The following is an 18,830-nucleotide window of genomic DNA, read 5'->3' as shown; positions in this document are numbered from 1 at the left end:
TGGTTATCCTTGGTTGGATTCGGTGGAAACGTACCGGACCTCGGGGTCGAGGCGCGGCTGGTCGTTCGGCCGGATAGCCGGGCGGAACCGAAGCAGGCGCTGGTCCGGTCCCGGCAGCGAGCCCTTGATGAGCGCGTACTCACCGTCGACCTCGCCGTAGTTGACGAAGCCGCCGTCGACGGAGGCGTCGTCGCCCTCGCCGAAGTCGATGAGGCGCTTGTTGAGCTCGGTGCGCTGGTGGTAGCCGGTCTGCCCCTGCTGGGGCACGGTGGAGCGCACACGGGAGGGGTTCCACGGACCGAGGTTGCCGATCCGGCGCCGCCATCCCTGACGGGCGTGTTTGCCCTTCCGCTTTTGAACGCCCCATCGCTTGACGGGGCCCTGCGTCCCTTTGCCCTTCGTGATTCCGGAGACGTCGGTGTACTGGCCGGCGCGGAAGACGTCGCCGAACTCGTGGGCGCCGCCGTCGGCGACCAGGTCCAGCCCGAAGTCGGCGCGCTCCTCGAGGGAGCCGCCGCCGACGCGTGTCTCCATGACGTCCGGCTTCTTCTTCGGGACGTTCGAGAGCTCCGAGGGAGCGGTGTGCGTGATGACGCGCAGGTCGTCGACGACGCCGTCGTCGAGCAGCGCGCGCAGTTCGTCCGCGTCGGCCTCGAAGGTGTCTTCGGCCGGCAGGTCGAGCGCGCGGTCGAGCTCCTCGTGGAACTCACCGCTCCAGACCTCAGCGACCGGCTTCTGTCCGTACGGCGTGTCTTCGTAAGCGCGCAGGGCGACGGCGTACATCTGCGGCGTCTCGACGACGGTGACGGGGACGGCCTCTTCCATCCCCTCACGCGGCGAGTTCGCCTCGTCGTTGACCATCATGACGTGGGTCATTCCGGCTTTGTAGCCGGCGAATCCCTGCAGCGCAGGGGCCCCATCGTCTTCTGGCCACGAACGGATGCGCGGCACCTCGCTGTCTGCGCGGGTGCGCGGGCCGTAGCCCAGCGAGCCCTTTCGTGGTCGGCTTGGTTGTGGCATGTGTTTACTCCGTGAGTGTGAGCGAGCCGAGGGTCGCGAACAGAGCCTCCTCCGTCCGGACGACCTCGCTCGCTTGTGCCGGGATCGTGTTCAGCCAGAGGTCGAACCCCGGATCGGGTTCGACCGAGCGGCCGTCGGCGACGGCCGCCCGAATGCGGTCGGGCGAAAGCCCGAGCATCTCCGGAAGCCCCCGCTCGGGCGCCCCGAAGGCGACGGTGTAACCGCCGGCCTCGCGGGCATCCGAGACGAGGTCGCCGAGCCGCGAGACGGAGAGTTCCGCTCCGTGTCGCGACGTCGCGACGGCCAGTCCGTCGCCGGCGAGCGCTTCCGACAGGTCCGCGTCCACGACCTGGAAGCCGACCTCCGGCTTCCCGGTGATGCGGGCGCGGACCGGTTCTCTCGAAGAGACCCTGATGGTAACGCGCTCCCCCTGCTCGACCTCCATTCCGGAGGGAACGAGCAGGGAGATCGGGTGTTCCCCCAGCGGGGAATTGACCCGGACGCGGCCTTCAGGTCCGACCTCGGTCACGAGTCCCTGTGTTTTCGACTCTTCCCCGCTAGGGGTCGAGCCGGTCCGCCACGGCACGCGGAGCGGGGGGAGCACGCCGACGTACCGGAGTTCGTCGCGTTGCCCCCAGAGGTCCTTTCGGAGTTCCGGCGGCGTCGCGGCGTACCCCAGCACGGTGCGGACGTACTCCCCGCCCCGTCGACCGTCGCCGTCCCCGTCGGGGAAGACGACCAGCCGATCCGCCCGGAAGACCGCCGCCGCACGGGCGACGTAGCCGAGTTTGCGAGTCGCCTCGCGATCGTCCTCGGCTTCCCGGACGACCGAAGACGGAACACAGATCGTGAGTCCGTCTTCGGTACGCATCGTGGCGAGACTGTACACCTCGATTTCGGACGGCACCGTAAAAGGATAGCGGTCCCGATTTCGGGCTGTGCCGCGTTCACACGGGGTCTGGCGGTCGATTTCGACCCCGAAACCGTGCGAACCGTCACCGCGATCGGCGGCGGACCGTCGTCGGGCCGGTTACTCACTCGGGGACGAGCCTGACCACCGGCGCGTCGCCGTCGTCGACCGCGACGTAGAGGTGTCCGGAGTCGGGTTCGACGGCGAGCGCGCGAACGCGCCACCCGCGGTCGGCGAGCAGGGGATCGCGCTCCGTGACCGACGCCCCCTCGGCACCGGTGCCCGCGACGGTGAACCGACCGAGGTACCGGGCCGCCAGCGTGCCCGCGAAGAGGTCGCCGCGCCACTCGGGGAAGGCGTCGCCGTCGTAGAAGACGGCCCCGCTCGGCGGGAACCCGCCGGAGCCGCACGGCCAGTAGTGGACCGGCGCGATCACGTCGTCGCGCTCGCCGTGCCCGGGCGCGAACGGGTCGTCGGTCCCGTAACGGCAGGCCTCGCTGGCGACCGGCCAGCCGTAGTTCCCACCGGCTTCGACGACGTTGATCTCGTCGCCGTCCTCCTCGCCGTGCTCGCACTGCCAGATAGCGCCGGTCTCGGGGCGCACCGTCATCGCCTGCGGGTTACGGTGGCCGTAGCTGTAGAGCGCGTCGGCCGCGTCCGGGTCGTCCACGAAGGGGTTCTCGGGGTGGGCGTCGCCGTCGGCCGTGAGCCGCAGCGTCGCGCCGAGTCCGTTCGAGCGGTCCTGCGAGACGTGGTCGGGACCGAAGTCGGTGTCGCGCCGGTCCCCGACCGTGAGGAACAGTGCCCCGTCGGGACCGAAGGTCGCCCGCGACCCGAAGTGGTTCGCGCCCTCGCGGAACGGCTCGGCGACGCGGATCGGCTCGAACCCGTTGAGCGTCGGAGCCCCGTCGCCGTCGAGCGGGAGCCGCCCGGCGCCGAGGTGCGTCGTCGACTCGCCCGCGTCGTTCGCTCCCGAGTAGGTGAGGTACACCCGCGGGTCGTCCGGGTAGTCCGGGTGAACCGCGACGTCGAGCAGGCCGCCCTGCCCCTCGGCGAACACCTCGGGCGCGCCCGCGACCCCCTCGACCGTCCCGTCGACGGGATCGACCACGGAGAGCCGCCCCGGACGCTCGGTGACGAGCAGGCGGCCGTCCTCGGGGAGAAAGGCGATCCCCCAGGGGTTCTCGAACCCCTCCGCGACCGTCTCGACCGCGTACGCGACGTCGGCACCGTCGTCCGGCGGGGGGTCCGCGTCGGTTCCGTCGCCTCCGTCGGTGCCGTCGGCGTCGTCGGAGCCCTCGCCGCCGAGACACCCGGCGAGCGCTGGGAGAGCGGCGGTACCGGCGAAGCCCGCGGTGGCGCGGAGGACGCTGCGTCTGTCGGCTCGATCGGGGAGGCGAGTCATGGGTCGGAGTACGAACGGACGTGGGGACGCGGTACCGATGACCCTTCCGCCGACCGTCGTTCGGAACCCTTATATCTCCGACCCGGGCTACGATCGAGTGCGAAGCACGCACCGGTAGTGTAGTGGTATCACGCAACCTTGCCATGGTTGCAACCCGAGTTCAAATCTCGGCCGGTGCATTTTCCGAGCGAAGCGAGGAAATCTCCGAGAGAGAGGTTTGAACGCTATCAGTCGCGCGCAGCGAGCGCCTCGAAGTGCGAGCGGCGAAGCCGCGAGCGAAGCGAGCGTGAGCGAGCACGTCTGATTCTGAGTTCAAATCTCGGCCGGTGTACTCCTTTCAGTCGTGCCCCGGCCTGACTCCCGTTCGCTCCGCTCACGGGAGTCTCGGCCGGCGCGTTTCCGAACTACGCGAGTCGACCCCGAGAGCAATTCGTCTCGTTCGGAGTAGCCCCGTAGATCCGCTTTCTCTCGCAGCACCGCACCTCACGCCTCCCCAGCCTCGCGGTTCGCGCTCTCCGAGCGCTCACCGCGTCCCTCGCGCGGCGCTCTTTCGCGGTCGCCGGGGGCGACCGCTCGGAGGCGCGCGCCATCGCACGATGTTTGAGCGGGTCCACTGTTCCCCGACCGGTAGTTTCAATCGGCGATCCGCCGAACCCCTTCGGTGTGACCGTTCCAACGAAAACGCTGCCGAGCGGCGCCGAGCTGCCGGCGCTCGGACTGGGTACGTACGACCTCGCGGACGACGAGACGGCCGACAGCGTGCGCGCGGCGCTCGACGCCGGCTACGCGCACATCGACACCGCGGAGGGGTATCACAACGAGGCGGCCATCGGCGACGCGCTCGCGGAGTACGACCGCGACGACGTGTTCCTCACCTCGAAGGTGCTCGCGAAGAACCTCAACTACGAGTCGGTGATCGAGTCCTGCGAGGCCTCGCTCGACCGGCTCGGCACCGACTACCTCGACCTGTACCTCGTCCACTGGCCCAACCCCGCCATCTCGCTGCGCGAGACGCTCCGGGCGATGGCGGAGCTCCGCGAGCGCGGGCTCGTTCGCGACGTCGGCGTCTCGAACTTCAGCGCGTACCAGCTGAGCTGCGCCCACCACGTCTCGGACGTACCGATCGCGGTCAACCAGATCGAGTTCCACCCGTGGTTCCAGCGCCCGGACCTCGTCGACTACTGCCGTGAGACCGACACCGTGGTCGAGGCGGCGGCACCGCTCGCGCGAACCGACGTGTTCGGCGACGAGGTCGTCGCCGAGCTGGCCGAGAAGTACGACAAGCACCCGGCGCAGGTCGTCGTCCGGTGGGCGATAGACAGCGGCGTGGTCCCGCTGCCGCGGTCGTCGACGCCGGACCACGTCCGGGCCAACGCCGACCTCGACTGGGAGCTCGACGCGGCCGACCGGCGGCGGCTCGACGAGCGCGACCGCGACGCGCCGGTGTACGACACCCCGGCCCGCGACTGGACGAGCGACGTGTACGGGATCGAGCAGTAACGGGCTCGCGGCCGCAAGCGGGCCTCAGTCGTCGAGCACCACCGACTGCCCGGTCTCGGCCGACTCGTAGACCCCGTCGAGCGCGCGCATGTCGGTGAGGGCGTGCTCGCCGTCCGCGTGGAACGGTTCGTCCGCCAGCAGGTGGTGGCCGAAGTACGCGAACTCCTCTTCGATCTGGTGGACCTGATCGAAGTCCACGTCGACCCGAGTACCGTCGCGGACGACGGCGAACCCGCGGTCCTCTCGCTCGTAGAACGCCGGATCGAGGACGAGCCTGGCGTCGGTGCCGGTGACCTCCAGCCGGCTCGCGTGCTGGGCGTTCTGACTCACGGTACACAGCGCGTCGACGTCCCCGGGGAACGCCAGCCGGAACGTGGCGTGCTCGTCGACGTCGGCGAACGCCTCGTGCTCCGAGCGGGTCCGCCCCGACACGCGAACCGGGTCGGCGCCGAGCACGAATCGGGTCGTGTTGAGCGGGTAGACGCCGAGGTCCATCACGGCGCAGCCGCCGGACAGCTCCGAGTCGAGGCGCCACTGGTCGTGGTCGCCGCCGAGCTCGCCGAGCATCGTCTGCGACATCGTCGCGTGGACGTGGATCACCTCGCCCGCGACGCCCGCGTCGAGGAGGTCCCGGAGCCGACGCACGGCGGGGTCGGTCTGCATCCGGTAGCCGACCATCAGGGGGACGTCGGCGTCTCGACACGCCGCCACGAGCCGTCGGGCGCGCTCCGGCGTCGCCTCCAGCGGCTTCTCGCAGAGGACCGCCTTCCCCTGCTCCGCGGCGGCCTCGACGTACTCGAGATGCGTCGCGTTCGGGGTCGCGACGTACACCGCGTCGTAGGCGTCCGCGGCGGCGCCGGCGCGGAACCCGTCGGGCGTGACGCCGGTCACGTCGCGCTCGGCGGCGACCGCCTCGACGGCGTCGGCGTCGACGTCGGTGACGACGGTCGCCTCGGTGTACGCCGACCGCGCGATGCCGGGCAGCGCCCACTCGCGGGCGAACCAGCCGAGGCCGACGACCGCGACTCGGACGGGGTCGGTGACGGCGCCGGGGTCGAGCGTCTCCCAGTCCCGGCGCGCGAACTCGTCGAGGTACTCCGCGAAGGCGGCTTCCATGTCCGGGTCTGCGAAGGCGGGCGTCAAATAACCACGGCGACGCCGGCGCTCACCACGACCCGTCGTAGTCCACCCGCGGCCGGTCGACGTCGATCCCGATCTCGCGGAGCGTCGCGGCCGCGTTCTGGACGGGAGCGGGGTCGGCGCGGTCGAGCGCGCCGGCCGTCGCCTCGGCGAACCGAACCGTCCAGTCGTCGTCGATCACGACCGCCGCGCGGCGCGGGATGTCGGAGTGCCCCTCCCACGCGTCGGCGAGGAGGTCGTACGACTCGGCGACGCCGCCGTGGAAGTCCGAGACGACCGGGAACGGGAGCCCGAACCGGTCGGCGTACGCGAACGCCGCGTACAGCGAGTCGCCCGTGAGCGCGACGACGGCGAGGTCGTCGCAGTCGTGCCACCCGGCGTCGCGGACCGCGGCGAACGCGGCGGTACAGGTCGGCACGAACGTCGCGGGCGCGGTACAGACGACGACGGCGTCGTGCGACTCGACGAGGCGGAACAGCTCCAGCTCGGCCCCCGCGCCGTCGACGACCGCGGGGGCGATGAAGTCGGGCGCCGTGGCACCGGTGTCGATCATGGTCGCACGTGAGCGCGGGCGGGTAAATACGCACCCCCGTCGCGGGGCGTCCGGTCCGTGCGTTTTCGACAAATTCTGTGGTATGGCGGCTGAGAGCACCGATCACGGTGGAAGAGCTATACGTGTGGCCGTCGATGGTCGACGCGTGCTCGGCCCTCACGCCGCCACGGCGCTCGCCCTCGTCGACACCTACGGCGCCGTCGCGGTCTTCGCCGTGTTCGCGCTCGAGGGCGCCCTCGTGGGGAAGGTGTTGCCGGCGCGGACGCTGTTCGTCGCCGCGGTGGTCGCCGTCGGCGTCGAGGCGGTCGCGGTCCTGCCGGTGTTCGCCGCGGCGGTGGTCGGCGCGACCGTCGGCCAGTCGGCCGTCTTCGTCGCCGTCCGGCGGTTCGACGCGGACCCGACGTCGCTCTCGGTGGTCCCCGTCAGCGACGACGCGGTCGACGGCGTGGGTCGCTGGTTCGACCGCTGGGGACTCCCCGCGGTGGCGGCCTCGAACGCGGTCCCCGGCACCCGCGGCTGGCTCGCCGTGCCGACCGCGAACGCGCCGTCCGTCTCGGCGCCCCGGTTCGCCGCCGCGTCGCTCGTCGGGTCCGCGGTGTACGCGGGCGCGCTGCTGGCGGTCGGGATCGCCGTCGCCCTCGGGTTCGGGAGCGCGTCGGCGCTCCTCGGCGCGGACCTGACGGCGGCCCTGCTGACCGCGGCGCCGTAGTCGGCCGGGGCGGGTCGACGCGCTCGCAGGAGGTCGCGCTCACGTTCGCGAGCGGGCCGGCGAGCCTTACGGGCCGCCCGGTGTGTCACAGGACCGTCCCGTGTTTCTTCTCCGGGAGGTCCTTTTGCACCTCCTCGTAGAAGTCGAACCGAGCGGCCAGTTCCGCGCGGAGGTCGGACGGCGGGACGATCTCGTCGATGACGACCTCGCTCGCCATCCGGTGGACGTCGATCCCCTCGCGGTACTCGTCGCGCAGGCGCTCCTCCTCGGCCGCGCGCTCCGCCTCGTCGTCGATCTCGGCGAGCTTCCGGGCGTAGACGGCGTTGATAGCGGCCTCCGGCCCCATGATTCCGATCTCGCCGGAGGGGAGTCCGATGACGCTCTCGGGGTCGTAGGCCGGACCGCCCATCGCGTAGATGCCCGCGCCGTACGCCTTCCGGGTGACGACGGTCTGCTTCGGGACCGTCGCCGAGGAGGTGGCGTAGATCATCTTCTTCCCCTTCTCTAAGATCGCGTCCTTCTCGACCTGCGAGCCGGCCATGAAGCCGGGGGTGTCACAGAGGTACAGGAGGGGGATCTCGTAGGCGTCACAGGTCCAGATGAACTCGGCGGCCTTCTCCGCGGCGTCCGGGAAGATGGCGCCGGAGCGCTCAGTGGGCTGGTTGGCGACGACGCCGACCGGCCGCCCGTCGATCCGGCAGAACGCCGTGACGATCTCCGGCCCGTACCCCTCCTTCAGCTCGAACACCGACTCGGCGTCGGCGATCCGCTCGATGAGGTCGTGAACGTCGTACGGCCGGTTCGGCGCCTCTGGGATCAGCTCGTCGATGCCGTCGGGCGAGAACTTCGGCGGCTTCGTCTCGCGTTTCGGGGGCTTCTCGCCGGCCCGATCGGGGAGGTAACCGATCAGCTTCGAGACCAGTTCGCGGGCGTGTTCCTCGTCGCGGGCGATCAGGTCGGCAGAGCCGGACTCCTCGGCGTGAACGCGGGGGCCGCCGAGTTCGTCCAGATCGATGTCCTCGCCGGTGACCATCTCCACCATCCGCGGGGAGGCGATCGCCATCGCCGACATCCCCTCGACCATCACGGTGAAGTCGGCGAAGACGGGCGTGTAGGCGGCGCCGGCGATACACGGCCCGTAGAGGACGCAGACCTGCGGCACCGCGCCCGAGAGCATCGAGTGGTTGTAGTAGTACTTCCCGATCCCCTCGCGGTTGGCGAAAAAGCCCGTCTGCTGATCGATCCGACCGCCGGAGGAGTCCATCAGGTAGAGCACCGGATTGCCAGTCTTCAGCGCGCGCTGTTGCATCCGGAGGAACTTCTCGACGCCCTTCGCCGCCATCGACCCCGCCTTCACCGTGAAGTCGTTGGCCATGAAGTGAACGTCGCGCCCCTCAAACTCCGCGGCGCCGGTGAGCAGCCCGTCGCCCGGGAGGCGGTCGCCGCCGGCCTCGTTTTCCGCGCCGTCCTCGTCGGCCGGCGCGTTCGGGTGCCAGTCGTCGAACGCGGCGAACTTCCCGTCCTCGAACTTCACGCCCGCCGGGCCGCCCTCCGCGGCGCTCGCGTCGCCGGCGCCGCGGGTCCCGCCCTCGCCGCCGAACCAGAGGTCGAGCCGGTCGCGGACGAACAGCTTCCCCTGCTCTTCGAGCCGGTCGCGGTACTTCTCTGGGCCGCCCTGCGAGATGTCGTCGATCTCGGCCCGCAGGTCGCGCTCGCGGTCCGTGGGACCGAGGTCGTCGTCGAGCGGGTAGTCGGGCTCCGGCGGGGCGGCGCTCGCGACCGGCGCCTCCCCGTCATCGATGTGGACGTCGACGTCGACACCGAGATGTTCGGCGAGCGATCGCGCGATCGCTTCGGCCTCTTCCGGCGTCGCCGCCGCGCCGACGTTGACTTTCATGGACGCAACACTTGCGGAGAGTCCTAAACAGTTTTCCATGCGGGATCCGCCTCGGCCGAGGCGAGCGTCGGCGCGAACGGTCGACGACCGACCCGAGAACCGCGTCCTCAGTCGAGCCGGTCGCCCAGCCGCTCGGCGACCCGGTCGAGGTGGTGACGGCCGACGACGGCCACGACGTCGCCGTCGTCCCGGAGGGCGTCGAGCCGGTCGGCCATGTGCGCCTCGCGCACGTCGTCGCTGAACGAGGCGGCCCGCGAGGGCTCGAACGCGTCCATCACGGCGCGGGCGCGGTCGATCTGGTCGCGCTCGCTCGCGGCCTGTCGCCGGGGGTCGTCGGTCCGGTCGACGTCGTAGGCGACCGGCGAGTCGGCCTCGACCCGGACCGACGTCGCCGCGGCGAGCGCGCCCGCGAAGCGGCAGCGGACGGCATTGCGCGTCACCGACGCGAGCCCGTCGACGACGCCGGGAAGCGTCTCGAGCGACCGGTCCTCGCGGTACAGGGTCGCGGCGAGCCGGCGGAGGAACGGGAGGGTCGGCCCGTCGATCCCGACGACCCGGTCGGTGGCCGCCGCTTGGATCGCGGCGCTCGCCTCGCCGCCGAACGGCGGCGGGGTCCGAGTAGCCTCGGCGTACCGCTCGAAGAGCGGCAGCGAGAGCGGCGGCAGTTCGAGCGCGAGGACGTCCGGAGACTCGTTCGCGACGACGGTGCGGGCGCGGAATGCGCTGGCGGGGTGGTCGTGGACCGTGCCGATCAGCGTGACGGCGCCGGTGGGAGTCTCGATCGAGCGACGGTGGTCGCCCGTCAGTCGCGGGTCGTCGTAGTAGGAATCCATGTGTCGGCCGGTATCTTCGGCATACCGGCGCGTAGCTCCGCTAAGAGCATGCTTCGCATAAGGATTCCTGATATCTCCGGCACCGATAATTTATATTTTCTTTGTTTGAATATAAAATAACGAGCGATCCGATAGAAGTATCTCGGCACGGGGGCGTCTGTGAGGGATCGGTCCGCGGCACGGGGGCGTCTGTGAGGGATCGGTCCGCGGCACGGGGGCGTCTGTGAGGGATCGGTCCGCGTCCCGGCGTCGGAGTCGCGTCGGCGGTCGGAGGGACCCGAAGTCCCGCCCGAGACGACGCCGAGAGCGCTCGGTCGTCAGAAGCGGGCGGGCGTCAGGGGCGGGCAGGCGTCAGAGACAGGTGGCCGTCAGAGGCGGGCAGCCGGCCCGACCCGGGCTGTCGGCCCGACCCGGGATGCCGGCTGTCCGGTGCGGCGTTATCGCTTGAGCCGTATCCCGTCGTTGTCGATCGATTCGATGTCGGCCTCGTCGATGGGATAGGTGTCCTCGTCGGCGTCGCCCCAGCCGAGTTTCGACTTGATCGTGTCGCCGATGCCCGGGTCCGGGTCGACGTGCGCGCGGTTGCCCTCGACTTTGGACACCATTCCGACCTTCTTTCCCGCCTTGTTCACGACGCGTTTCCCCTCTTCTTGTGCTGTGAGCTTCATTCGTTGTTCCTCCGCACAGAGCCCTTCGCGGGGACGGGGTATTGTAATCGCCACCATAGCGGCACGTAGGCTCGGCGAAGTCATCGGCGGCCGGACCGCCGGGATTACCCGCCGCACGTCACCGCGAACGCGACGGAGAACGCGGTCGGGGAGACCGAGAAACGGCGGCTTTCGCGGGCCCGTCGGCGGATCACTCGTCGGCGAGCGCGTCTTCGAGCCGCTCGACCAACGCCTCGTTACCGACGTAGAGGGGGACGCGGTCGTGGACGCCGTCCGGTTCGACGTCGAGGATGTCCGTCTCGCCGTCGGTGGCCGCGCCGCCCGCGCGCTCGACGATGTACGCGATCGGGTTCGCCTCGAAGGAGAGACGCAGCTTCCCGCGGGGCGCGTCGACCAGGGCGGGGTACGCGAAGATCCCGCCGTAGGTCAGCACCTGATTTACGTCCCCGACCATGGCGCCGCCGTACCGCAGCTTCAGTTCGTCTTCGACCTCGCGGGCGAAGGCGGTGAACGCCGCCGGCCAGTCGGGGACGCGCCCGCCGAACCCGTAGACGAGGGGGTCGTCGGGGAGCCGCAGGTCCGCCTCGACGACCGACCGTTCGACGTCGCCGTCGTCCTCGCGCGTGACGACCTCCTCGCGCACGCCGGACTCGTCGGCGACGACCATGGTCGTGATCGGTCCGTAGAGGACGTAGCTGGCGGCGACGAGGTCGCGGCCGGTGGCGGGCAGCGGAGCGTCGTACACGCCGACCACGGTGCCCATCGCGTTGTTCGACCGGAGGTTCGAGGAGCCGTCGAGGGGGTCGATCGCGACCGCGTAGGCGCCCTCGCCGACCGCGCCGCCGGCGTCGACCGCGGTCTCGCGCTCCTCGCTCACGAACGAGCCGACGCCGTCGACGGCGGTGATCGCGTCGCCGAGCAGTTCGTCGGCGTACAGGTCGCCGGCCAGCACCGACTCCCCGGAGGCGTTCTCCGTCCCGCTCTCGACGCGACGACCGGGGAGGGCGGCGCGGATCTCGGGGGCCGTCGCCGCGACCGCGTCGAAGACCGCCTCGGCCGTGGGGTCACCGTCGGGGGCGCCGCCGTCGGCGCGGGGGGCGTCGGGGACGGTCATCAGTCGTCGCTCTCGGCGACCGCGAGCGCCTCCGCCGGCGGGGTCTCGTCGAATATCACGGCCTCCAACGCGTCGAGGATGCGCTCCGGGTCGTCTCGCTGGAAGACGTTCCGCCCGACGGCGATGCCGGTCGCGCCCGCGTCGATGGCGTTCGAGACGTTTCGAAGGAACGCCTCGTCGTCGCGCATCGTGCCGCCCGACATCACGACGTCGGCGGGACCGGCCATCTCGACGGCGTGGCCCATCGCCTCGGCGGAGCCGGGGTACTTCACCTTCACCACGTCGGCGCCGATCTCCAGGCCGAGCCGCGCGCCGTACGAGATGACGTCCGGGCTCCCGTCGTTGCGGAGCCCCTGTCCGCGGGGGTACGACCACATGACGACGGCCATGTCGTGTTCGCGGGCGCCCTCCTGCGCCTCGCGGAACTCCTCGGCCATCTCTACTTCGTGGTTCGAGCCGCCGTAGACGGTGAACCCGACCGCGTCGGCGCCCAGCTCGGCCGCGTACTCGGCGGTACAGTTGACCGCGCTGTTCGGCTCGCCCATCCAGAGGTTCGAGGTCCCGTTGAGCTTGAGGAGGAGGTTCACCTCGTCCTCGTAGTCCGGGTAGTACGCCTCCGCGAGCCCCTTCTGGACCGCCAGCGAGGTGACGGCCTCGTGCGTGGCGAGCTCGAAGATCCGCTCGGGGTCGGCGGTGTCGGGGTTCGGTTCGAAGTCGACCGGCCCGTGTTCGAGCCCGTGGTCGTACGCGAGGATGAGCGACTTACCGTCGCGCGAGATGGGGTCAGCGGCGTGTGGGAGCATCGGCTCAATCATACGCATACAGACACAAAAAGGACGGTGGTGAACGGCGACCGCGTCGTTGAGAGAGCGACTGAAATGAGGCCGCTACTCCTCCTTTGCGTGGTTCTCGGGTAACAATAACACTACGAGAATAGTAAATTTCTGGCCGTCATGAACGGTGGCTGAAACTCCTCGCAGCGGATCGCGGGCGCGGCGAGTCAGTGTTGGGCGTCACGGGCCGCCGCGTGCCAGCGGTTGACGCGGTCGGCGTCGAGCGCTAACACGTCGGCGACGCGGTCGGGGTCCGCCGCTGCGAGGCTCCGGACGGAGCTGATCCCGGCGTCCGCCAGTAGGTCGACCGCGTCCCCGTCGTCGGCGACCGCCGAGAGCGTCGACAGCGGCGTCGGCGCTGACCGCGTGCGCCACGCCGCCTCGGCCGCGACGGGGTCACCGCTTCCGTCGGCCGCCGCGGCGTCGTCGGGCGCGTCGTCATCGCTCGGGGGAGCGTCGGCGGCTCCGCCGACCGACGGCCAGTCGCCGGCGGTCTCCCAGTCGCCCGTAGTCGAGTCCGCGCCGTCGCCCGCGTCGTCGTCCGGTTCGGAGTCGTCCGACGCCCAGTCGCCGGCGCTGGCGGCCACCCAAGCCGCTTCCTCGCTGCCGAGTCCGCGCACCTGAGCCGAGCGGCGGTCGAGTCCGTCACCGGCCTCGAACGACCACGACAGGGAGTGCTCGCGACGGATCTTCGCCGCGACGCCGGGGTTCACGCCGGCGTCGACGAGGGCACGGTAAGAGACGCCTTTCTCGCGGATGGCGGCGGCGGTCAGGTCGGCGTCCGAGAGAACCCTCTCGGTCGCCGGCCCGACCCACTTCAGGTCGACGAGTTCCTCGCTCTCGCGGTCCGCGGCCTCGTCGTCCATCTCGATCAAATCTTAGCGGACGTTCTTAAGAATCTTCCCCCGTCGACGGCGCTGAATGATAATCAGCGGGGTCGCAACGCGTCGGTTAGGGGTCGGTGCGGCCGGGACGAAGAGCCGCGTCGCGTCCGCAATACTTACGATCCGCGCGGGGGTTGGACGTGGCATGCCGTCACTCTCTGCTGTCGAAACGATCGGTGTCGTGGGCGCCGGGACGATGGGCAACGGGATCGCGCAGGTCGCGGCGACGGCGGGCTACGACGTGGTGATGCGCGACGTCGAGCGGGAGTACGTCGACCGCGGCCTCGACAGCGTCGAGGACAGCCTCGACCGGTTAGCCGCGAAGGACGCGCTCGACGAGGAGCCCGAAGCGATCCGCGACCGGATCGCGGGCACGACCGACCTCGCGGACCTCGCGGACGCCGACCTGGTGATCGAGGCCGTGATCGAGGACCTCGACGTGAAACGCGAGGTGTTCGCCGACCTCGACCGCGTCACCGACGAGGACGCGGTCCTCGCGACGAACACCTCCACGCTGTCGATCACGACCATCGCGAGCGCCACGGAGCGCGCGAGCGACGTGGTCGGCCTCCACTTCATGAACCCCGTTCCGATCATGGACGGCGTCGAGGTCGTGGTCGGCGAACGGACCGACCCGGCGGTCACCGAGTTCGCGCACGCCTTCGCCGAGGACCTCGGGAAGGAGACGTGGGAGGCCGACGACAAGCCCGGCTTCGTCACCAACCGCATCCTGATGCCGTGGATAAACGAGGGGATCCGGGCGTACGACGAGGGCGTCGCCGACAAGGCGGACATCGACCGCGGCATGAAACTCGGCACGAACGTGCCGATGGGGCCCCTCGAACTCGCCGACCACATCGGCCTCGACGTGGCGCTCGACGCCAGCGCGACGCTCCACGACGAGCTCGGCGACCGCTACAAGCCGGCGTACCTGCTCAAACGGAAGGTCGAGGCCGGCGACCTCGGGAAGAAGACGGGCCGCGGCTTCTACGAGTACGAATAGCCGGATATCGGCTCTGCGGGGGGTTACGCCCCCTTCGCGTCCGCGTCGCGGTCGTCGTCGGCCGTCCACCGGCGCGCGCCCGGAAGGAGCCCGACCAGTTTCGTCACGTAGCCGAACTTGAAGAGGCCGAGCTGCGAGAGCGCGCCGAGGACGAACACGCCGAGGAAGGCGGGCGCGGAGAGGTCGAAGAGGAGGGGTTCGACGGTGGTCTCCGCGGCGGCCGTCTCGAAGCTCGCCGGCGTGAGCGACCGCGACGCGAACGCCGCGCCGATGAGCGCGGTCGAGACGACGAGCGTCGTCCGCGTGAGCACGAACCCGAACAGCGCGCCGACCGCGACCCCGGCCAGCGTCGCCCCGACGAGGAGCGCCGTCCCCTCGAGCCCAGCCGCGTCGGCCGCGTACAGCGGCCCGACGGCGAACCGTCCGGCGAACCCGCCGACGACGCCGCCGATCCCCAGTACCGCGAACGAGAGGCCGGCGTACGCCAGGAAGCCGCCGAGGAGCCCGCCGACCGCGACCGCACCGGCGGTGAGGACCGCCCCGTCGACCGCGAGGAGCCCGACGACGTTCGGGGCGAACAGGTACCCGGCGCCGGCGCCGACGAGCAGCCCCGTCAGCGTCACCGCGTAGACGGAGACGGCCGCGCCGACGAACGCGAGCGCCAGCCCCGCGAGGACCAGACCGCCGTTGAGTGGGGTGAGCATACGCTATCGTGGCGCGCGCTCGCACTTAAATTGTCGCGGCCGAGAGGACGGGAAGGGCGAACGGCGCTGCGGTCGGGGACTCCGCGTCCCAGAACCGACAGTCACCGCGCGCGGCTCGCCGCCTGCCGGTCGACGTACCGCGTGTAGCCGCCGACGGCGAGCCCGAAGCCGACGAAGAGCAGTGCGAGCCCGAAGAGTCGGCTGGTCCCGGCGGTCATCACCGCGAGGACGACGCCGAAAAGCAGCGCGAACACGCCGGCGACGACGACGCCGACGTCGAGCAGCGGCGACGGCTGAACGGCTCGGCAGTGCGGACAGACGCGCGCGTCTCCGACGATCGGTTCGCGGCACTCGACGCAGCGGACGCGGTCGCTCGACACGGCAGGGCTTCGGCCGCGACGGGAATAAAAGCGCTGCGGCGTCTCAGTCCGCCCCCGCGGCCGCGGTCGGCTCGTCGTCGGCGTCCAGCGTCTCCTCGACCTGCGTGAACACCACGACCAGCGCGAGGGCGGCGGCCGCGGCGCCGACCGCGAAGGGGACGACGAAGCCGAAGCCGTAGAGCCACCCGGACGCGAGCGGGCCGAGCGCGACGCCGAAGCCGAAGCCCATCGTCAGCACCGACAGCGTGGTGCCGGACTCGCCCTCGCGGGCGAGGTCGCCGGCGAGCGCGAGCGACGGCGCGAACACGCACGCGACCGCGACGCCCTGCCCGAGCCGGACGATCAGCATCAGGACGGGTTCCACCACGAGTCCCTGAAGCAGGGTCGTCGGCACGAGGAGGACGAACCCGACGAGCAGGAACGGCCGGCGACCGATCCGGTCGCTGGCGCGCCCCACCGGGACCTGAAAGACGACGTTGGCGATGGTCACGGCCGCGAACTGCGCGCCGAACCACACCGGCGGCTGGTCCAGTCGGACGTTCACCTGGTTCTGAAGCGTCGCGAACAGGGCGATACACGCCCCCATGGCGACGGTCGCGAGCCCGAGCGTGAACACGGGGTCGAGCAGGCGGTCCTCGCCGCGGACCCGGATCGACACGTCGTCGCCCGCCTCGGCCACGTCGTCGGCGTCGTGGACGAGCAGGAAAACGAGGGCGAAGCTGAGGTACGCCCCAGCGCAGGCCGCGACGAACGCGGCGTCGAACCCGTCGAGGACGGGTAGCCCCACCGGCGAGAGGTCGTACGGCCCGGCCTCGACGACCGCGCCGGCGAGGACCGGACCGAAGCCGAACCCGATGAGGCGGAACGTGTTGTACACCCCGAAGTTGCCGCCGCGGTCGGTGTCGGCCGCGGCGTACTCGTTGACCAGCGCGACCGTGGCGGGGATGATCAGCGCCGCGCCGAGGCCCTGGATCGCGCGCAACGCGACCAACATCGGGTAGCTCGTCGCGACCGTGTAGAGCCCGCTGGCGGTCCCGAGGAGGAGGATGCCGGCGAGCACGAAGGGGCGCCTGGAGCCGGCGCGGTCGGACAGTCGCCCCGTAAACGGCTGTGAGAGGCTGTTGAGGAAGCCGAAAAGCGAGAGAACGATCCCGATGAGCAGCGGCTCGGTCAGCGTGATCGCGGCCGCGCCGACCCCGACCTCGGCGCCGAGCAGGCTCTCGATGTCGACGAGGTCGCTGGCGATGTACAGCGGGAGGACGACGATGAGAAAGGAGTTCCCGGCCGCGCCGACCATCCGCGCGAGCGCCAAGACGACCACGCGGCGGTCGGTGTCGGTGACCCCGGAGAGCAGTCCCATTCGCCCGAATTTCGCAGCGAAGGATAAAATCGCTTGTGAACGGGGGGAGTCGATCCGCTTTCAGGGCGCCACCGGCGTCCGCTTGTCGACGCCGCGTACCTCGAACCGCGCGCCGCCCGCCTCGCTCGCCGTCGCCTCGACGGTCCAGCCGTGCGCGGTGGCGATCTGCTGAACGATCGCGAGGCCGAAGCCGGTGTTCCCGGCCGCGCCGCTCTCGCCGGGCTCGAAGAGGGAGTCGGCGACGTCGGGCTCGATTCCCGGGCCGTCGTCCTCGACGTAGAAGCCGTCTGAGAGATCGCCGACGCGGACGGAGACGTCGTCGCCGGCGTGGTCGACCGCGTTCCGCATCAGGTTCTCGAAGAGGCTCCGGAGCCGGTCCGGGTCGGCGAGCACCTCCTGGTCGGTCTCGACCGAGAGGGTCGCCGACTCGGTGTGGACGGTCGACCAGCTGTCCTCGACGACGCCCGCGAGCGCGACGGGCTCCGGGTCGCCGACCGTCTCCCCCTCCCGAGCGAGGGTGAGGGTGCGTTCGACGATCGACTCCATGCGTTCGAGCGCGGAGAGCGCCGCGTCGAGGTTCTCCGCGTCGCCCGAGGCGTCACGGGCCAGTTGGACGCGCCCCTGCGCGACGTTCAGCGGGTTCCGCAGGTCGTGCGAGACGATGCTGGCGAAGGAGTCGAGCCGGTCGTTCTGTCGTTCGAGGGCGTCCTCGCGTTCCTTGAACGCCGTGATGTCCTCCTGGAACCCGACCCAGTGGGTGACGGTCCCTGTGGCGTCGGTGATCGGCGCGACGCTCACCCGGTTCCAGAACTGGGTGCCGTCCTTCCGGTAGTTCAACAGTTCGACGGAGATCGGCTCGTCGGCTTCGATCGCGTCGCGGAGCGTCTGGACCGACGCCTCCTCGGTGTCCGGCCCCTGGAGGAAGCGACAGTTGACGCCGATCGACTCCTCGCGGTCGTAGCCGGTCATCTCGACGAAGCGGTCGTTGACGTACACCATCGGGTTGTCCTCCTGTTGCGGGTCGGTGATGGTGATCCCGACCGGCGCCTCGTCGAGCGCGCGGGTCTTCGTCTCCAGCTCCGCGCGGCGCTCGCGCTCGTCGGAGACGTCACGCAGGATGCCGACGCTGCCGTCGAAGTAGTCACCCTCGTACGGCAGCGCCGCCATGTGGTCGCGACAGGGGATCGGCTCCCCCTCCTTGGGCACGATGTCGACGCCGAAGTGCTGGACGTCGGGGCCGGAGTCGGAGAGGATCGTCCCGAGCCGATCTTCGGCCTCCTGGACCGCGGCGTCGTCCTTGATGAATCCGGGCGTCTGCCCGATGATCTCCTCGCGGTCGTAGCCGGTGAGCTCGGCGAACGGCTCGTTGACGAACCGGAACTCGCCGGTCTCGTCGACGACGTAGACGGGGTAGCCGAGCGCCTCGATGACCGTCGAGTAGCGCTCGGCGATCTCCTTGGTCCGGTGTTCCTCGACGGCCTGGTCGACGCGGTTCGCGAGCCGGCGGAGCTGTTCGGGACCGCCCTTCTGGAAGTAGCCGGTGACCCCGGCGTTGAGCGCCTGGCTCGCGATCTCCTCCGACCCCTTCCCGGTGTACAGCACGAACGGGAGCTGCGGGCGGCGCTCGCGGAGCGCGTCGAAGAACTCCAGCCCGTCCATCGGGGGCATGTCGTAGTCGCTGACGACGCAGTCGAACGAGTCGGCTTCGAGTCGTTCGAGCGCGGCCCCCGGGTCGGTCACGCTCGTTACCGCTACCGCGTCGAGCTCGCGCTCGAGGTACGCCTCCGTGAGATCGAGGACGGACGGGTCGTCGTCGACGTGGAGCACGTCGATCGCTACGGGCATGCGCCGGACTACGGGTGCGTCGAATAAACGACTACCGACCCGGATATCGGATCTGGATCTAAGCGTCGAACC

At 70.6% G+C, this 18,830-nt stretch carries 18 protein-coding genes and 1 tRNA gene; 4 read left to right on the top strand and 15 right to left on the bottom strand.

The genetic code is table 11. From position 1 onward, the window contains the following. Positions 1-3: 3 nt before the first annotated feature. From ACZ5KW_RS05115 to ACZ5KW_RS05105, 3 genes are all read right to left on the bottom strand, one after another. The gene (locus ACZ5KW_RS05115) at positions 4-1,020 is read right to left on the bottom strand and encodes a 50S ribosomal protein L3 (protein WP_343775776.1); all 1,017 of its coding nucleotides are present in this window, start codon (positions 1,018-1,020) and stop codon (positions 4-6) included. Between the two features lie 4 nt (positions 1,021-1,024). Beyond that, a complete protein-coding gene (locus ACZ5KW_RS05110; protein ID WP_343776233.1) occupies positions 1,025-1,891 on the bottom strand; it encodes a putative RNA uridine N3 methyltransferase in 867 nt (288 codons plus the stop codon). Positions 1,892-2,054: 163 nt separating this feature from the next. After that, positions 2,055-3,335: a PQQ-dependent sugar dehydrogenase gene (locus ACZ5KW_RS05105; RefSeq protein WP_343775779.1), complete on the bottom strand. Its 1,281-nt coding sequence runs from the start codon at positions 3,333-3,335 to the stop codon at positions 2,055-2,057. A 108-nt stretch (positions 3,336-3,443) separates the two neighbouring features. Here ACZ5KW_RS05105 and ACZ5KW_RS05100 point away from each other — a divergent pair. Then, positions 3,444-3,514, top strand: a tRNA-Gly gene (locus ACZ5KW_RS05100). A 484-nt stretch (positions 3,515-3,998) separates the two neighbouring features. Then, on the top strand, positions 3,999-4,835 hold the full coding sequence (locus ACZ5KW_RS05095) for an aldo/keto reductase (protein ID WP_343775782.1): 837 nt from the start codon (positions 3,999-4,001) through the stop codon (positions 4,833-4,835). A 24-nt stretch (positions 4,836-4,859) separates the two neighbouring features. Here the strand turns inward: ACZ5KW_RS05095 and gfo6 are convergent, their stop codons facing one another. After that, entirely contained in the window at positions 4,860-5,951 is a 1,092-nt protein-coding gene (gene gfo6 / locus ACZ5KW_RS05090) for a D-xylose 1-dehydrogenase Gfo6 (protein WP_343775785.1), read from the bottom strand. Between the two features lie 49 nt (positions 5,952-6,000). Next, a complete protein-coding gene (locus ACZ5KW_RS05085) occupies positions 6,001-6,528 on the bottom strand; it encodes a redoxin domain-containing protein (protein ID WP_343775788.1) in 528 nt (175 codons plus the stop codon). A gap of 145 nt (positions 6,529-6,673) precedes the next feature. Here ACZ5KW_RS05085 and ACZ5KW_RS05080 point away from each other — a divergent pair, with 145 nt between their 5' ends. Further along, a complete protein-coding gene (locus tag ACZ5KW_RS05080; RefSeq protein ID WP_343775791.1) occupies positions 6,674-7,237 on the top strand; it encodes a DedA family protein in 564 nt (187 codons plus the stop codon). 85 nt (positions 7,238-7,322) lie between these two features. Here ACZ5KW_RS05080 and ACZ5KW_RS05075 read toward each other — a convergent pair whose 3' ends face one another. The 6 genes from ACZ5KW_RS05075 to ACZ5KW_RS05050 all read right to left on the bottom strand — a co-directional run bounded on the left by ACZ5KW_RS05075 (position 7,323) and on the right by ACZ5KW_RS05050 (position 13,448). Beyond that, positions 7,323-9,134 carry an acyl-CoA carboxylase subunit beta gene (locus ACZ5KW_RS05075; RefSeq protein WP_343775794.1) on the bottom strand — a complete coding sequence of 604 codons (1,812 nt, stop codon included), beginning with the start codon at positions 9,132-9,134 and terminating at the stop codon, positions 7,323-7,325. 107 nt (positions 9,135-9,241) lie between these two features. After that, positions 9,242-9,967 (bottom strand): TraB/GumN family protein, encoded by a 726-nt coding sequence (locus ACZ5KW_RS05070; RefSeq protein ID WP_343775796.1) that lies wholly within the window; start codon positions 9,965-9,967, stop codon positions 9,242-9,244. Between the two features lie 437 nt (positions 9,968-10,404). Further along, positions 10,405-10,635, bottom strand: a complete 231-nt coding sequence (locus ACZ5KW_RS05065) for a PRC-barrel domain containing protein (RefSeq protein WP_343775799.1) — start codon at positions 10,633-10,635, stop codon at positions 10,405-10,407. Between the two features lie 190 nt (positions 10,636-10,825). After that, complete coding sequence (locus ACZ5KW_RS05060; protein ID WP_343775802.1) at positions 10,826-11,749, bottom strand: class 1 fructose-bisphosphatase; 924 nt, start codon at positions 11,747-11,749, stop codon at positions 10,826-10,828. Continuing rightward, the gene (locus ACZ5KW_RS05055; RefSeq protein WP_343775805.1) at positions 11,749-12,552 is read right to left on the bottom strand and encodes a class I fructose-bisphosphate aldolase; all 804 of its coding nucleotides are present in this window, start codon (positions 12,550-12,552) and stop codon (positions 11,749-11,751) included. The genes ACZ5KW_RS05060 and ACZ5KW_RS05055 overlap by 1 nt, the downstream gene beginning before the upstream one ends. 197 nt (positions 12,553-12,749) lie before the next feature. Then, positions 12,750-13,448, bottom strand: coding sequence for a helix-hairpin-helix domain-containing protein (locus ACZ5KW_RS05050; protein ID WP_343775808.1), 699 nt, complete (start codon positions 13,446-13,448; stop codon positions 12,750-12,752). 163 nt (positions 13,449-13,611) lie between these two features. Between ACZ5KW_RS05050 and ACZ5KW_RS05045 the strand changes: the two genes are divergently transcribed. Continuing rightward, a complete protein-coding gene (locus ACZ5KW_RS05045; RefSeq protein ID WP_343775811.1) occupies positions 13,612-14,469 on the top strand; it encodes a 3-hydroxyacyl-CoA dehydrogenase family protein in 858 nt (285 codons plus the stop codon). Positions 14,470-14,492: 23 nt separating this feature from the next. On the opposite strand, the gene ACZ5KW_RS05040 is transcribed toward ACZ5KW_RS05045, so the two are convergent. From ACZ5KW_RS05040 to ACZ5KW_RS05025, 4 genes are all read right to left on the bottom strand, one after another. Continuing rightward, positions 14,493-15,173 (bottom strand): phosphate ABC transporter permease, encoded by a 681-nt coding sequence (locus ACZ5KW_RS05040; protein WP_343775815.1) that lies wholly within the window; start codon positions 15,171-15,173, stop codon positions 14,493-14,495. A gap of 101 nt (positions 15,174-15,274) precedes the next feature. After that, a complete protein-coding gene (locus tag ACZ5KW_RS05035) occupies positions 15,275-15,553 on the bottom strand; it encodes a zinc ribbon domain-containing protein (protein WP_343775818.1) in 279 nt (92 codons plus the stop codon). 43 nt (positions 15,554-15,596) lie between these two features. Beyond that, complete coding sequence (locus tag ACZ5KW_RS05030; protein WP_343775821.1) at positions 15,597-16,913, bottom strand: MFS transporter; 1,317 nt, start codon at positions 16,911-16,913, stop codon at positions 15,597-15,599. A gap of 60 nt (positions 16,914-16,973) precedes the next feature. Beyond that, positions 16,974-18,758: a hybrid sensor histidine kinase/response regulator gene (locus ACZ5KW_RS05025; RefSeq protein ID WP_343775824.1), complete on the bottom strand. Its 1,785-nt coding sequence runs from the start codon at positions 18,756-18,758 to the stop codon at positions 16,974-16,976. Positions 18,759-18,830: the final 72 nt, after the last annotated feature.

Source organism: Halorubrum ejinorense (assembly GCF_055389685.1).
The sequence above is the reverse complement of the archived record's forward strand: the minus strand, read 5'-3'. Positions and strand labels throughout refer to the sequence as shown.